This is a genomic window from Pseudoalteromonas sp. TAE79, assembly GCF_000498015.1.
Taxonomy (GTDB): domain Bacteria; phylum Pseudomonadota; class Gammaproteobacteria; order Enterobacterales; family Alteromonadaceae; genus Pseudoalteromonas.
Genome location: NZ_AUTL01000228.1, coordinates 1 through 15,901, shown reverse-complemented (window position 1 = coordinate 15,901; position 15,901 = coordinate 1). Strand labels below are relative to the sequence as shown.

The 15,901-nt window shown below is 40.7% G+C and carries 7 protein-coding genes and 3 pseudogenes (1 of these 10 cut by a window edge); 8 read left to right on the top strand and 2 right to left on the bottom strand.

Features of this window, described 5'->3' with window-relative positions; all coding sequences use genetic code 11:
* The 4 genes and pseudogenes from L655_RS0117785 to L655_RS0117770 all read left to right on the top strand — a co-directional run.
* Positions 1–161: pseudogene (locus tag L655_RS0117785) on the top strand (hypothetical protein); it begins 157 nt to the left of the window's first position.
* A gap of 165 nt (positions 162–326) precedes the next feature.
* Positions 327–1,592: a TolC family protein gene (locus L655_RS0117780; protein ID WP_024605792.1), complete on the top strand. Its 1,266-nt coding sequence runs from the start codon at positions 327–329 to the stop codon at positions 1,590–1,592.
* Positions 1,589–2,821: an efflux RND transporter periplasmic adaptor subunit gene (locus L655_RS0117775; RefSeq protein WP_024605791.1), complete on the top strand. Its 1,233-nt coding sequence runs from the start codon at positions 1,589–1,591 to the stop codon at positions 2,819–2,821. The genes L655_RS0117780 and L655_RS0117775 overlap by 4 nt, the downstream gene beginning before the upstream one ends.
* Positions 2,822–2,829: 8 nt before the next feature.
* Positions 2,830–5,976: a CusA/CzcA family heavy metal efflux RND transporter gene (locus tag L655_RS0117770; protein ID WP_024605790.1), complete on the top strand. Its 3,147-nt coding sequence runs from the start codon at positions 2,830–2,832 to the stop codon at positions 5,974–5,976.
* An 83-nt stretch (positions 5,977–6,059) separates the two neighbouring features.
* On the opposite strand, the gene L655_RS0117765 is transcribed toward L655_RS0117770, so the two are convergent.
* Entirely contained in the window at positions 6,060–7,310 is a 1,251-nt protein-coding gene (locus L655_RS0117765) for a TMEM143 family protein (RefSeq protein ID WP_024605789.1), read from the bottom strand.
* Positions 7,311–7,505: 195 nt separating this feature from the next.
* Between L655_RS0117765 and L655_RS0117760 the strand changes: the two genes are divergently transcribed.
* The 4 genes and pseudogenes from L655_RS0117760 (at position 7,506) to L655_RS01000000125840 (ending at position 13,357) form a co-directional block, all read left to right on the top strand.
* Positions 7,506–8,090 carry a VTT domain-containing protein gene (locus L655_RS0117760; RefSeq protein WP_024600650.1) on the top strand — a complete coding sequence of 195 codons (585 nt, stop codon included), beginning with the start codon at positions 7,506–7,508 and terminating at the stop codon, positions 8,088–8,090.
* Between the two features lie 98 nt (positions 8,091–8,188).
* Entirely contained in the window at positions 8,189–9,094 is a 906-nt protein-coding gene (locus tag L655_RS0117755; RefSeq protein ID WP_024605788.1) for a GGDEF domain-containing protein, read from the top strand.
* A 164-nt stretch (positions 9,095–9,258) separates the two neighbouring features.
* A complete protein-coding gene (locus L655_RS0117750) occupies positions 9,259–10,620 on the top strand; it encodes a hypothetical protein (RefSeq protein WP_024600652.1) in 1,362 nt (453 codons plus the stop codon).
* A 126-nt stretch (positions 10,621–10,746) separates the two neighbouring features.
* A pseudogene (locus L655_RS01000000125840) lies at positions 10,747–13,357 on the top strand (DUF2339 domain-containing protein).
* Positions 13,358–13,474: 117 nt separating this feature from the next.
* Here the strand turns inward: L655_RS01000000125840 and L655_RS01000000125835 are convergent.
* Positions 13,475–15,901 (bottom strand): annotated as a pseudogene (locus L655_RS01000000125835) (PAS-domain containing protein); the annotation flags it as partial.

Here is a 15,901-nt window from a genome sequence, read left to right as displayed (position 1 = left end):
AAGCCTCTGCCGAAATTCATGCCCACCAACATTGTCATAGTGGCTATTACAGTACAGTAAATCATTCAATCAGCCCTGAGCAGAGTAACCCCGCGTTACCTGTACGCTATTGTGGATTAATTTATCCACCTATGTCGCGCCCTCCAATTTATCTTAGCTAGTTTTAATTTACCTTAATAAAATATGGTGCATTTTACTGCCTGCGTTTAGACGCTATTTAGGCTTTGTTATATGCATATTTAGGTTGCTTACAAATTTATATTACGCTTTTTAATTTTAAATTATTTTGTAAGTTAACCCTGTTTGTTAAACAACGGACAAGCTATATGAATAAAAAACCCATTATGCTGGTGGCACTACTTTGCGTGCTGCCGGTATTTAATGCGCTGGCTAAAGTTAGTGCGAGTGAAAACATACTCACGCTTAAGCAAGCATTGAGTAATACCGAACAACAAAATCCGATATTAAAACGCTACCCTTATCATCAAAAAATATTGAGCGCACTTAAATCTCAAGCCACACTTTCACCAAACCCTGTGCTTAGTGTTGCAGTTGAAAATGTGTTAGGCACCAATGATGCGCGTGGCGTAAAAGGCGCTGAAATAACGCTCGGGCTTAGCCAACTTATTGAGTTGGGCGATAAACGCCAAAGTCGAGTAGGTTTTGCTACTGCAAATATTAAAGCGCAGGCTATACAGTATCAAAATACTCGTTTAGCGTTATTAGCTACTACCGCAGAGCGTTATTATAGCGCACTTAAATTTCAAACCTTATTGGCATTAAATGGTGAGCGAAAAAGCGTTGTAACACAGGCGCTCAAAACAATTGAGCAAAGAGCGAATGCTGGAGCTGTATCGCAAGCCGATGTAAGTCGTATGCGTTATGCACTTAGCCAAGTAGAGCTTGAGCAGGTAAAGCTAACAAGTGAGTTTGAGCGCGCGCGTTTATTACTTAGTGAACTTTGGGTTGATGAGCAAAGTAGTGCACTTTTAGCGGGCAATATTAACGTCATCACACCACTTAAATCACAGCAAGCGCTTTTAGATGCGGTAAATTTAGCACCTGAATTTGCCTTACTACAGCAGCAATATATACAGCAAACGGCTAACTTAGCGCTGCAAAAAGCCAATGGGCAAAGTGATATAAATGTTGGTGGTGGTGTGCGCTATAACCAACAAAGTGATTCGAGTTCTTTGTTGTTTTCGTTTTCTATGCCACTGCAAATCAGTAATGCTAATAGCGGTAATATTGCTGCAGCAGCAAGTGAACTTGCGCTTTTAAACCAGCAGCAAGGGCAGTTGCGAGTTCAGTTACGCCAGCAAGTACGTACTCTGTATGCTTATTATCAAGGGGTAGCAAATCAAGCTACGTTATTAAATAAGCAAATAATTCCTCAGACACAAACATTGATTGAGCAAAGCTTAAACAGCTATAAAGGCGGGCAAATTTCGGTGTTGCAGCTGCTCGATGCCCAACAAGCACACTTTGACTCTAAACGTGCACTCATTGCAACCCACGCAGAGCTGTACCAAGTGCTACTTACCCTTGAGCGTTTAACTGGCCAATCTTTAATTGAGACTTACCAATCATGAATAAAAATATAATTGCATTATTAGTATCACTTTCACTTGCTGGCAGCGTGTTAAGCACCAGTGTACTTGCATCAGCAGAGCATGGAGAAACTGAGCAACAAGAGCAAAAGCAAGGTCCACACGGTGGTTTTTTATTAACTGATCCTAAGTTAAACCTTGAGCTTAAATTACAAGAGTTTGCCGGTAATGTTGAGCTGCGTATATACGGTTACAAGCAAAGTAAGCCAATTGATATAAACGATTTAAATATAACAATGAGTTTAAAACGATTAGTTGAAGCCCCGCAAAATATACAGTTCACAACTGAGGGCGACTACCTCGTAAGTACGCAATCAATTAACGAACCGCATTCATTTGTACTTGCCGTTACTGCTAATTATAAAGGCGAGAGTATTAGCTACGACTACGAGCAACACGAAGGACGAACCACGCTAACAGAGCGAGCTATTGAGCGCGCAGGCATTAAAACCGAGCTTGCACAAAGTGGTGAAGTTGATATTACCGATACGCTTTTTGGCGTTATTGCACCAACGCAGCACGGCACAGTAGAAGTAATGGCGCCATATACAGGATTGATCAGCGATATTTTTGTAAGTATTGGGCAAAGTGTTAAAAAAGGCGAGGCGCTTGTAAGTATCACTAACCGCGAAACACTGCAAAACTACACCATTAAAAGCTCAATTAGCGGCGTTGTAACCGAGCAATATTTAAAGCGTGGTGAGCTTGCAAACACCAGCGCACTTATGCAAGTAGCTAACCTTGATAAAGTATGGGTTGAGCTGTCGGCTTTTCCTGAAAACATTGAAAAGCTAGCCATAGGGCAAAGCGCTAAAGTGTACGACTTACATCACCATTTAAACACACAAGGCAAAGTGTTTTTTATAGCACCAATGATGACCGGTGGACACATAGCGCGAGCACGTATAGAGCTTAATAACCCAGACGGGCATTGGCGCCCAGGCATGCACGTAAACAGCGATGTAAGTGTGGCTAAAATAAATGCCAGTGTGCGTGTAAAACCACAAGCTATTCAAGAGTTTAACGGCAAGCCAAGTGTGTTTGTTCGCAAAAGTAATATGTTTGAAGTGCGCCCCGTTACCTTAGGTGCAAAAAATAGCGAATGGGTAGAAGTACTTACAGGTTTAAGCCCCGGTAGCGAATACGTAACAGACAATAGTTATGTAATTAAAGCCGATATTTTAAAAAGCGGCGCAAGCCACGCTCACTAGGAGGCACCATGATTAATTGGATAGTTTCTTTTGCGGTTAAACGCCGCATGCTGGTGCTTGCGCTCACATTTTTATTTGCTGGATTTGGTGTATACAACATTCAAAACTTAGCGGTAGACGCAGTACCCGATATAACTAACGTGCAAGTACAAATTAATACCAAAGCACAGGGCTTTACGCCATTAGAGGTAGAGCAACGCATTACCTATTTGGTAGAAACCGCCATGGCGGGCATACCTAAGCTTGATTACACCCGCTCGCTTTCGCGTTATGGATTGTCGCAAGTAACAGTAATTTTTAATGAAGGCACAGATATTTATTGGGCGCGTCAGCAAATTGGTGAGCGTATTCAAAGTATTCGCTCCGACCTGCCTAATAACGTAGAGCCAAACTTGGGTCCTATTGCCAGTGGTTTAGGCGAAATATTTACTTATAGTGTGCACGCCGCGCCTAACGCGTTAAAAGACGATGGCACGCCTTACAACGCCGAAGACTTACGTACTTTGCAAGATTGGGTTATTCGTCCGCAGCTTTTAAAAGTAAAAGGCGTAACCGAAATAAACAGTCAAGGTGGTTTTGAGCGTCAATATCAAGTAGCGCCAGTACCCGAAAAACTCATTGCCTATAAGCTTACTATTAGCGATGTGATTAGTGCACTTGAGGTTAATAACAGTAACCGAGGTGCTGGCTATATTGAGCGCTTTGATGGGCAATATTTAGTACGCTCGCCAGGGCAACTTAAAACGGTAGAAGACATAGCCAATACCGTTATTGCTAAGCGCGATGATGCACCTGTACGCATTAAAGATGTGGCTAACGTGCATTTAGGGAAAGAGCTTAGAACCGGCGCAGCTACGTATAACGGTGAAGAAACCGTGCTCGGCAGTGCCATGATGCTAATTGGCGAAAACAGCCGGGTAGTGGCAAAAGCCATGGCTGATAAGTTAGTTGATGTACAAAAGAGCTTACCCGCAGGCGTTATTGTTGAAGCGGTTTACGACCGTACTACTCTTGTAGATAAAACCATAGCAACGGTGCAAACCAACCTGTTTGAAGGTGCCGTTTTAGTGATAGTTATTTTGCTATTACTACTGGGGAATGTAACAGGCGCACTTATTACGGCAATGGTAATTCCGCTAAGTATGTTGTTTGCCATTACAGGCATGGTGGGTAATCGCGTATCGGGTAACTTAATGAGCCTAGGTGCAATCGACTTTGGTTTAATTGTTGATGGCGCTGTAATTGTAGTCGAAAACTGCCTGCGCCAACTCGGTGTGGCTCAGCATAAACATGGCAGGCTACTTACCTTAAACGAGCGTTTAAATGTAGTGACTGCAGCCACCAAAGAGGTATTTACACCGGCTGTATTTGGTATTGTAATTATTATGCTGGTTTACTTGCCTTTATTTGCACTAAGCGGCGTTGAGGGCAAAATGTTTCAGCCAATGGCATTTACCGTTGTAGCCGCACTAGTTGGCGCACTTATTTTTGCCGTTACCTTTGTACCTGCCGCTATTGCGGTATTCGTACGTGGCAAGGTGAGTGAAACCGAAAACGCAGTTATGCGCGGCGTTAAAAAAGTGTATAAACCATTACTAGGTATATCGCTTAAATTACCGTGGCTTATGGTGGGTATTGCCACTGTATTAGTATTAGTGCTTGGTTTTAAAGTTAAAAATATGGGCGCAGAATTTTTACCGCAACTAGATGAGGGCGATATTGCTATGCATGCGCTGCGCATTACTGGCACCGGTATTGAGCAATCGGTACAAATGCAAAAAGAGCTTGAACAAGCCATTTTAAAGCAACCCGAAGTCGCTAACGTGTTTTCAAAAATTGGTACTGCTGACGTAGCAAGTGACCCTATGCCGCCAAGCGTAGCCGATACTTTTTTAATGTTAAAACCTCAAGAGCAATGGCCAAATCCTAAATTAACTAAAGAAGAGTTGGTTAAACAAATTCGTACTCGTGTTAATGATGTGCCCGGTAATAATTACGAATTTACACAGCCAATAGAAATGCGCTTTAACGAGTTAATTGCAGGTGTACGCGCCGATGTAGCACTGCGTATTTACGGTGACGACTTAAGTGTACTTAAAGAGTTTGGCGAAAAAGCGACAGGCTTAATGCGTAATGTTGCAGGTGCTACCGATGTACGTTTAGAGCAAATGGAAGGGCTGCCAACGCTTTCTGTAACGCCAATGCGCGACCACATGGCGTTATTAGGTTTAAGCGTAAACGATATTCAACAAACACTTGCCGCCGCTGTTGGTGGGGTGCAAACAGGGCTAATTTACGAAGGCGATAAACGTTTTTCGTTATTGGTGCGTCTAGATAAACGTTGGTCGAGTGATGTATCAGCACTTGCCCGTTTACCTGTTTCTTTGCCACAAAATAGTAACCCAGAACTTGCATTTGTGCCGCTAGGCGAAGTGGCAACTATCAGTATTGAAAAAGGCCCTAACCAAATAAACCGCGAAAGTGGTAAGCGTAATGTAGTGGTAACCGCTAATGTAGAGGGGCGCGATTTAGCAAGCTTTGTAAGTGATGCGCAAGCGAGCATGAATGAATCACTTAACTTACCAAGTGGCTATTGGCTTGAATATGGCGGCACGTTTGAGCAGCTACAATCGGCAAGTAAGCGGTTATCATTAGTTGTGCCGGTCACTTTACTGCTTATATTTGGCTTACTTTATAGCGCCTTTGGATCGCTTCGTGATTCATTAATTATATTTAGTGGTGTGCCACTGGCATTAACGGGTGGTGTACTTGCGTTATTGCTGCGCGATATGCCGCTTTCAATCTCAGCGGGTGTTGGCTTTATAGCCTTAAGTGGTGTAGCGGTATTAAACGGCGTGGTTATGCTGTCGTTTATTAAGCAGTTACGAAGCGATGGTTTAAGTTTGTTTGATGCAATTCACAGCGGCGCATTACAGCGCCTGCGCCCAGTACTGATGACGGCGCTGGTGGCAAGTTTAGGCTTTATACCTATGGCGCTTAATTCGGGGACGGGTTCTGAGGTGCAAAAACCTTTAGCAACGGTTGTGGTTGGCGGAATTATTTCATCAACTCTACTAACACTATTAATATTGCCTGCGCTTTATAAGTTAGTGCATTCTAAATTTACTAAAAAAGCAAAAGCTGAGTTAGCTTAAGTACTCGCTATTTAAAGCTTGATCAAAAGAGCAGCTGTATTTACAGCTGCTCTTTTTGAGTATTATTTAGTAAAAATACTACATTAATTATATTGAAAAAGATTATCCCAGCGCTCATCCAAAATGGTTTTTGCGTGTTCTAAACTCAGCGCGCTATACACTTCATTACCTTCTATTTCGTTACTACACGTTACCAAACGCATACGTACCAGCTTTTCAAGCGCGTCGCTAATTTCAAAATCAAGAACGCACTGGTATTTGCTTTTAAACCAATGCTCTATTTGCTCATCAAGCATTTGTGCGCTTAATCCGCTTTCAGATTTTAGTAAAAAGGTATACGCCAGCAAGGCTTCTTTTATGTCTTCTTCTTCGGCGGCATCAATAAGCGTGTGAAATACGCCCGCGTTGTTATCGAGGTTTTTAAAGTAGAGGTTATCGCTTAGGGCTTTCATAAATTTTATTTTGCGGTTTTTAAACTTACTCCATTCTTTAAAAATAAAGCTGCCAAACACGCCCATACCGATAGCAAAGGTAATAAAGTGTTGTTGGGTCATTTCTACAGCTTCACTTCTAAAACCACCCCAAAAAGCAAACAGAGCAAGCAATAATACGATTGATGCGCCCAATTTAGTAATAAGTACCACCGCACCGCCAACTAAAGCAGACGATCCAATAATGACCTTATCGATAGGGCGCATGCGTACTTCGCTATTAGGAAATAGCATTTCGAGATCGGCCTTAGGCACATTTTGAAACAACTTTACTATGGTTGAGCTTGGCTCAAATCCCAGTGGCGTTTTGTTTTTAGCTTCAAAATAAGCGCTATCTTTAAAGCGAATAAACACCGCAACACGATCGTAATTAGTAAAATGCAGCGGCTTTTTACGCAAGCCCCAAAAGCTGGTAATCGTTTCAGTGAGCTGCGACTCGCCACGGCGATAAAATACCACTTCTTCAAAGTCGTCAAATTCAACTTCAAGGCGCACCTTAAATAGTGATTCTTCGTTTAATGCGTCTTGTAAGTCTTCATTGGTGATTACTTCAAAATTAGCGGCGTTAAGTACCTTGGCAAAGTCTTTAGCAAACTCACGTTGGCACTGTGCTTTTTGTTCTGCCGATACTGGCGCTAACGATCGCGTGTCACTGTTGGGATCAAAAGGGGCGTAGTTGTTTTTAAGTGACTCAAGTACCGTATGGTAATCGTAATGAATAAGGCTAGCTAGTAAATCACAAAACTGTTTAAACGATGTTTGTTGTGTGCTGTTATTGAGCTCTTCGCTACACATATCAACAATATCTTGCTTTCTAAAGGGAATAAAACGCGCACTTTGCATAAATTAATAACTACTGTGATAGGGAATCTAACTACATGGGCACATAATAAAATATTATTATAGATATTACTAATTTGTTAACGTATTAGAACCTGATAAATTTAGTACACTGTTTTCAGCGTGTATTAACCTAAATATGTAATTATTAGCTCATTGAATACTCTTGTTCTTATTTATAAGTGAAAAGGATTTACTATGGCCATTCAAAAAAAGCTAAAAGAAAAAACACGTAATTTTATTGATTCTAAGCATATGCTTAGCGGTATTACAGTGGCGTCGTTTTTAGAGTCAACCATAGTGCCTATTCCACTTGAGGCTGTATTAGTACCGCTAATGCAAGCTCGTAGAGAGAAGCTATGGCTTATCGCGTTAATGGCGACTTTAGGTTGCATAGTGGGTGCATTGTTTGGCTATGCGTTGGGTTATTATTTATTTGATGCGGTTGGTGATTGGATTATTAATACGTTTTCGAGCCCTGAGCAATTTGAAAACGTTAAGCAGCAAATGCAAGACCAAGGTTTTTGGTTTGTTATAACGCTTGGCATTGTGCCAATTCCGTTTCAAATAGCGATGCTTGCAGCAGGCGCGACTAAGTACTCTATTTGGCTATTTTTATTGGCTTCGGGTATCGCGCGTTCTATTCGTTACTTTGGCTTGGCCATTATTGTTTATTATGCAGGTAATGAAGCAGAGCGAATCATTAGCAAACATAAAACGAAGGCTATGATTGGCATTACTATTTTAGTGTTGGGATTGTGGGGACTTAGTACCGTAGTTTAAGTATAAATTTGGGGGTTATTGTGGGTTTTATCTTCGCGAGGGTTTTTATTATTGTGCTATAGTTTTTAAATGAAGTACTGAAAAACCTAGCAATTAATATGATTGAAACTGTAAAACTTACCGTTAAACTTTCTAATTTTTATAAAATGCCTTTGATCAATAAAGTTTTAAGTTTAGCTTTATTGATCTATATTGCTATTTTTTCAGCCTACTCCCTAACTAACTTCCCTCCCTTGCAAGTTCAAAATAATGTTTACGGTTTTACTACCGATTTTATTAATTTAATTGTACTTGTATTTTTATTTTGGATGGTCCAATGTTCTGAACTATCTAAGCAGGCATATATTTTTTCTAGTTTAGGTTTATTACTTTGGAGTATTGGAGCTACTGCTGATGTACTAGATGAGTTAGTTGTGCAGCCTTACTGGGTAAGTATTTATTTTGAAGACTTATGCAGAACCAGCGGCATGCTTTTAACTTCCTATGGTTTATTTAAAACGATGCGCTTTGTACAAAGTATCAATAACCGATTAGCACGTGAGCTAATTATTGACGATTTAACTAAGGTGCATAACAGACGTTATTTTTATCAGCACGCTAAAGATGCTCAGCTCTCACCTTTCGTTATTTTAATTATCGATATAGACCACTTTAAAGCAATTAATGATGAATTTGGTCATGATGTAGGTGATGTAGTGCTTAAAGAACTAGCAACTAAATACGACAATGCTTTTACGTATAAAAACAAATTTGCTCGCCTTGGCGGTGAAGAGTTTGGCGGCTACTTGCCTACAAATAATATGATGCAAGCGTGTGATTTTTCAAAACAATTAATTACCATTGCGCACACCATAAATGTTCAAAATTCTCGCCACTTAACAGTAAGCATAGGTGTTGCAATGCAAACGCCTAATGAGCCTTTAGATAAAGTAATGAAACGCGCTGACCAAGCTTTATATTTAGCTAAAAAGAATGGTCGAGATCGTTTTGAAGTTGCCCCGTAAGCGTTTTTAATTATATAAAAACACGTCCTTATTGTTTGCACATTTACTACACTTTTTAACGTTTTCGTAAGGAAATGTCAGTGAGGGTAATGCTTTGTAAATCATGAAATTAAAATAGAATGTTTGGGTCATAATGGAGATATTAATAATAAGGAATAACCTTAATGACCAACTCCCTTTTAAAAGCTGCATTACCCTTAAGTCTAATTACTATTTTGTCGGGCTGTGGCTCTGATGATAGCTCAAGCTCTACAGGTTACATCCAATTGTATAACGGCTCTTACAATAGCCCATACACGCGTTTGTTTGTTGAAGAAACAGAGCGTTCAGGCGCTGATTTTGCCGATGTAACTACTCGCCATAACTACAGTACAGGTACTTATGATGTAAGTTTTGAATACCTAGATGCTAACGACAGCTATATAACAATTAGCGACCAAGAAATTTCTATTAAAGGTGACAAAACACAGTTAGTAGTAATGAGCGGCAACTTCGATGAACCTACATTTACAGAGCTTAGCGTACCTATCACAAGCGATACGGGTGAGTTTAACTTAGGGTTTTATAATATTGCAGGGGAAGACACTAACTACGATATTTACTTAGCAACTGATGATGGCGTATTTGAAAGCGCGACACTTTTTTCATCGGCTCAATATTTAAGTGAGTTAGACCTGCAAAGCATTGATGAAGGTTATTACACTATTTATATAACTCAAGCGGGCAGCAGTGATGTTGTGTACGAGTCGTCATCTGTTTATTTATACGACGAAGCAAGCTATGTAGCAATGATCCGCCCAAGTTATGCAACAGAAGAAGGCGGTATTACGCTTGATGTAGTAACCGATAATAATTACGTTACTGAGCTTAAGCACCAATCTGCGTTGGGGCAATTACGTTTTATAAATACGATTGATGACTACTCGCCAGTTAGCTTTTCGGCTACACGTGGCACAACTGTAAATACAACAAATACAGTCGCTAGTGATTCGTATACAGACTATGTTGAACTTTCGCCTAATAGTTACAGTGTAGCGATGTACGACGAAGAAGGCACAAAGCTTGCCGATAACTTTTTAATGACGCTAGAGCGTGAGCAAAGTGCGGTGGGGATTTTTTATAACGACGTTGATAACGGTCTACGTATGATGAGCGTTGAAGAAAACCTAACGCCAAGTAGTTACAGCCATACGGTATCGGTTGTAAACCTAATTGAAAGCTACGCAGGACAATCGGTTTCAGATGTTGATGTGTACTTTACACTTAACGGCGAAACGGTAGATGACACCAGTAACGTAGTTGATGGTTTAGATAGATACGATCAAGAAGAGCAAGTTGTAGATAACGAAATTTACACTGTTTATGCTGTATATGAAGACAACGGTCAGCAAATTGTGCTTATTCAACAAAGCGATATGGACTTTACACAAGAGGGTAATTACATATTGATTTTAGAGCATGATGAAACAACAAGCTCAGGTTATAAAATGACCCTAGAGCGCACTATCACTGATAGTGTTGAATAACCCTAAATATATTAAGTAGCGTAAAGCCTAAGTACTTTAAGTGCTTAGGCTTTTTTATCGAACAAAATTTACCTACTTATTAATAATTAGGTACACTCAGGGCATAATAATTAATAAGAGTGTGCCATGGATGATTTAGTTGGGTTAGCCGTTATAGTAATACTGGTTGTAGTTGCCGGTGCTATTTGCGGCTTAATAGCGCTAGTGCAGTTAAATGGATTAAAACAAGAAGTTGCTGTTTTGAGGGCCAAAGTAACACACTTACAAACACATAAACCGATATCGCAAAGTGAACCTCAAAGCGAAGCATCTACTGCTCAGGCAGCGCTTTCAAGGTCTGAGCCAATCGCTTATAAAGCACGGTCAAGCTTAACGCCCCAAAGCGTGTCACCATCTGTAATAAATCAGCCATCAGCACCTCCTAAAAAAGCCAAACCAGCTAAAGCATCAGCCATAGAATTACTCTTTAATAAACTACGCGCAGGGTTTGAAGAGAACTGGATGACCTGGATAGGCGCAATAGCGCTTGCGTTTGGGGGTATATTTTTAGCTAAATACAGCCTAGAAGCGGGATTACTCTCGCCAGTAATGAGGTTGAGTTTAGGTGGCTTATTTGGGCTTAGCTTAATTGCAGCCGCGGCTTATTTACATCATAAACGCATTGTATTTGAAGGCTTTAATAATTACATACCCGCAGCGCTTGCAAGCGGCGGGTTTATTACCTGTTTTGCTTTAACGCTTTTGGCTTACAGTAGCTACGATATGCTTAGTCCTACCGTGGCATTTTTTGCACTGGCAGTTATTGCGATTAGTGCAAGTGCGATGGCGCTTAGGTTGGGCCCATTATTGGCTGTATTAGGTATTATTGGCGCTTATAGTGTACCAATATGGGTTAGCACTGGCAGTGGTAACTTGTTTGCATTATTTATGTATGTTGGCTTTGTAAGTTTGTCGGCTGCGTTAGTTGCACATAAAGTACAGCGAGCTTGGTTGTGGTATTTATTATGGGCGGGGCACATTGGCTGGTATTTAGTTGGTTTTACGCTACTTAAAGTTAATACCGTTTGGTTAATGGGGACGTTTGCTTTACTTAGTATTATAGGGTTAATTGCTATACCGCGATTGGGCTTAAAATTGAGTGTTATTGAGCACCGCCCGCACAGTTTTAAACGTTTAATTAAAGTGCTTCCTGATCATGCATTATTACTCGCTTTTATAGCGCCCTTAATATTTACCATGTTAATAAGTCACTTCAATATGCAGTGGCAAACAATTGGCGTGTTAAGTATTGTATTGGTGTTGTTTTTAGTACTTAAAAATAGCCGCTGGGATATTTGGCAGGGCGTAGCGTTAGTTATTTCAACGCTATTCGTGATAGGCGCTGAACGCACGCATCTTTCGCCAAACCTATTTGATGACGCACTCTTTATATTCAAAAATGAGTATGGTTTGGGGTTATTACTCGGATTGTTACTTACCGCTTTTGGGCTCTATTACGGCAAAAAACAGATTAAGCGTTTAGCGTTTCATATTACGGGGGCATTTAGTGCATTTGTAATGATAGCTACTTTATATACGCTTATTCCTAATTCTGCGTTAAGTACTGCATATCCACTTTGGGCCGTTGTATTGTTTGTAGTGGCGGCTATTTTAATAAAGCTCGCGCAGCATAATACAACGCTATTTCAGCGTTTTACTTATTGGGTAGGCGCTAATGCCAATATTACGTTAGCAATTACCATGCTACTAAGTGACAGCGGTTTAACTATTGCACTTGCTGTACAAGTATTACTTATAAGCGTACTAATTAAACGCTATAGCGTGCCTATGCCGCATTGGCCTATAAAAGCCTTAGTTGCTGCGTTATTACTGCGCCTTACGCTTTCACCTTGGACGCCAAGCTACGATGCGCTAACCGTATTTGGTTTGCATTGGAGTATTGTGGTTTATCCGTTATGTATTGCGTTATTTTTTGCCGCAGCTAAGTGCTTTGATTCATCAAAACTTAAAATATGGCTGGAAGGTGCGGCGCTTCATTGTTTAGCGCTTTTTATTACCACCGAAACAAGTTATCAGCTAGTAGGGCATTATCCGCAATTTGATTCACTTAACTTTTACGAACAAATACTCCTTACCTGTAACTGGCTGGCATTAGGGTGCGTGTACTTACACAGAGCAAAACTTGCCGGTACTTTAGCTAAGTTATACCAAGTGGCGGGCTTTGCACTTGCGGGGTTAGCAGGGCTTTTTGCTATTAAAACACTGCTTGACGACAACCCATTATTTGAATCACTTTACATAGGTGAGCTGCCAATATTTAACTGGTTATTACTATTGTGGCTANGTAAAACCAATAAATGCTAAAGCTACGCCATTTATATTGGCCGTTGCGGGTGGCTTTATATTATTGGCAATAAACAGCTTTATTCGCCAATACTGGCAAGGTCCTTACATTTACTTATCAAAAGGCGCAAGTAACGCCGAACTTTATAGCTACTCTGTCATTTGGTTAGTAATGGGTGCGGGTACTGTTATTTTTGGTCATTTAAAAAACCAGTTATTAATACAAAAAGTAGGCTTAGGCTTACTAGCTGCAGTTATTGTTAAAGTGTTTTTAATTGATATGGCTAATTTGGAGGGGTTGCTTAAAGCGCTTTCGTTTATTGGTTTAGGGCTTTCGTTAGTGGGGCTAAGTTGGTTGTTCCAAAAGCTTAGAAGCCGAGTAAATCCAGGTTAACTTTATGAACACTTTATAAAGCAAAGCCCAGTGAAGATGCTGGGCTTTTTGTTTTACGCTATTACTTGATAGCTTTTAAATAGAATACTTTTAACTAGATCACTTTTTACTAGCTTATTATGTACTGTGATTAAGCAATGCTTTTAGTTTGCCCGGTTTAATTGGCTTACTTAAATAATGAATATTAGCGGCTTTGGTTTCTTGTTTAAGCTCGGTGTCGCGCACTGCGGTAATTAAAATAGCGGGTACCTGGCTTTGCCAAATTTCCCGCAGAGTTTTAATTAGCGTTATGCCATCGCAATCACTACCTAATTGATAGTCCATTAAAATAACATCGGGTGCGCGGTTTTGTTTAGCATGCGCCAGTACATTATCTACGTTATCAAATAGGGTGTAATTAGCTTGCCACTTTTTAAGTAAGCTTGCCATTGCGGCTAGGTTTTCAGGGTCGTCATCCACGGCAACAATATTAATTGCTGCACGGTTTTCTATTAGGCTGTTTGTCGTACTTTTTTGTTGCACAAACTGCTCATCGCCATAAGGTACTTCAATACTAAAACGGCTACCTTTATTAGGCTCAGAATGAACATCAAGCGGCAAACTTAATAAGTCAGCCATACGTTTTACAACACCCAAGCCTAAGCCTACGCCTTTGTTATCGCCTGACTCAACACGGTAAAAGTCGTTAAATATTTTAGCTTGCTCAACTTCGCTAATACCTGGGCCTGTATCCCATACTTCTATTCGTAAATTGTGTTTACGGTTTCTACAGGCAATTAATACACGGCCGTTATCGGTGTATTTTACTGCATTAGATACCAAGTTTTGAATAATTCGGCGCAAATAGGTTATATCGCTGTGCACAATTTGCTGGTGTGAACGCACACTAAGTTTAAGCCCTTTATCACTTGATAAAATAGCGTATTCACTTTGCAGTGGCGCTAAAATATCTTCGATATAAAAGTGGCGAGGGGTTGGGGTCATAGCGCCTTGTTCTAGCTTGGCTATTTCAAGTAATGCCGACATTAAATGCACGGTTGAATCGAGACTGTCGCCTAGTTTTTCAAAGCTGTTTTGGTTAGTGCTGTCGAGTTGCTTTTCGTCAATGGCAGCAAGGTATAAACGTGCTGCGTTTAACGGCTGTAAAATATCGTGGCTCGCCAGTGCTAAAAAGCGCGTTTTACTGTCGTTGGCTTGCTCTGCTTCTCGTTTGGCTAAAGTAAGTGCTTGCTCGGTTTGTACACGGCTATCTATTTGAGCTTGTAAGTCTCTATTAATGGTTTGCACTTCTTGAGTTCGCGCTTCTATGCGGTTTTCAAGATCCATGTTTACTTCTTCAAGCGCATTTTGCGTACTTATGTGATTGGTAATATCCGAAAAGCTGGTAACAAATCCGCCATCGGGCAGCGGATTCCCAATCATTTCGTATACTTGGCCATTACGACGGTGGCGAATAAAGTGATGCGAGCTGNCTGCCGTATTTTAAATGCTGCACACGTTTTTCTACTTGGCGCTCTATTTCGCCAGGGCCACATTCACCCCGGTTAGCGTTGTATCTAATAATATCTTCTATGGGTTGGCCTACTTCTAAAAACCCTTCAGGGTAGCCGAACATTTCGCTGTAGCGCTTATTCCAAGCTACTAGCTTTAAATCTTTATCGACAACCGAAATACCGTGGCTTAAATTTTCGAGTGAGGTAAATAACAGATTTTGATTAAATTGCAGCGCTTGTGTGGTTTCGTCAAAAAAGTTTACAACTTCTTCAAACGCCATGCGCTTACCCGACGATACCGTGTGTATTAATGCTTGAGCCGACGATGCGCCCAGAACGCCTGTTAAAGCGCGTTCGCAGTAGGCTATAAATTCAGGTTCTGGGTGTGCGTTATTATCGCTTAAGTGATGGGCGAGTGCGTAATGGGCCAATACTTGTTGGCTGCGCTGAATACCTAAAAAGGTTTGCAGGAGTATTTTAAAGTCGTAAACAGTGGCTTTTACGTCTTTATTTAGGCGCCTTGATAAAATAGCCTGATCTTTAGGATTAACAAAAGCAGCTGCCTGAATTTTATCAATTAAGCGCTCCTCAGCCCCTAGTGAAAAACTAATATAACAACCAATATTGGCAAACAAAGCTATTAAGGTTCCACGCGTGATAAGTGTTTGTTGTAGCTCGCTATCAAGGGTTGTGCCGGCATCGAGTATTGGCAGCATTAGAAANCCAGCCACTAAACCTGCATAAACCCCATAAGCATGACCTTTTCGCCAATATAAACCACCCACAATAGAGGGCAGTAATTGCGTAACAAGTGAAAAAGCCACCAAGCCCATACTTGCCAGTGCACTGCTGTGGCCAAACCATTGTTGATAGAAATAAGCCAAAATTAATATTCCCGCAATAGCAAAGCGCCTTACCAGTAAAATACGAGACTTATAACTGGTGGTAATTAAGTTGCGTTTAAATTTACGACGTAGCATTAACGGTAATACCACATCGTTTGAAATCATCGTGCTCAACGTTAACGTGGCTACCACTATCATTGCGGTGG

Excerpts from the sequence above, each read along its gene's own strand:
- L655_RS0117755 (WP_024605788.1), top strand. The coding sequence starts at position 8,189 with ATGATTGAAACTGTAAAACTTACCGTTAAACTTTCTAATTTTTATAAA.
- L655_RS0117775 (WP_024605791.1), top strand. The coding sequence starts at position 1,589 with ATGAATAAAAATATAATTGCATTATTAGTATCACTTTCACTTGCTGGC.
- L655_RS0117760 (WP_024600650.1), top strand. The coding sequence starts at position 7,506 with ATGGCCATTCAAAAAAAGCTAAAAGAAAAAACACGTAATTTTATTGAT.
- L655_RS0117770 (WP_024605790.1), top strand. The coding sequence starts at position 2,830 with ATGATTAATTGGATAGTTTCTTTTGCGGTTAAACGCCGCATGCTGGTG.
- L655_RS0117765 (WP_024605789.1), bottom strand. The coding sequence starts at position 7,310 with ATGCAAAGTGCGCGTTTTATTCCCTTTAGAAAGCAAGATATTGTTGAT.
- L655_RS0117750 (WP_024600652.1), top strand. The coding sequence starts at position 9,259 with ATGACCAACTCCCTTTTAAAAGCTGCATTACCCTTAAGTCTAATTACT.
- L655_RS0117780 (WP_024605792.1), top strand. The coding sequence starts at position 327 with ATGAATAAAAAACCCATTATGCTGGTGGCACTACTTTGCGTGCTGCCG.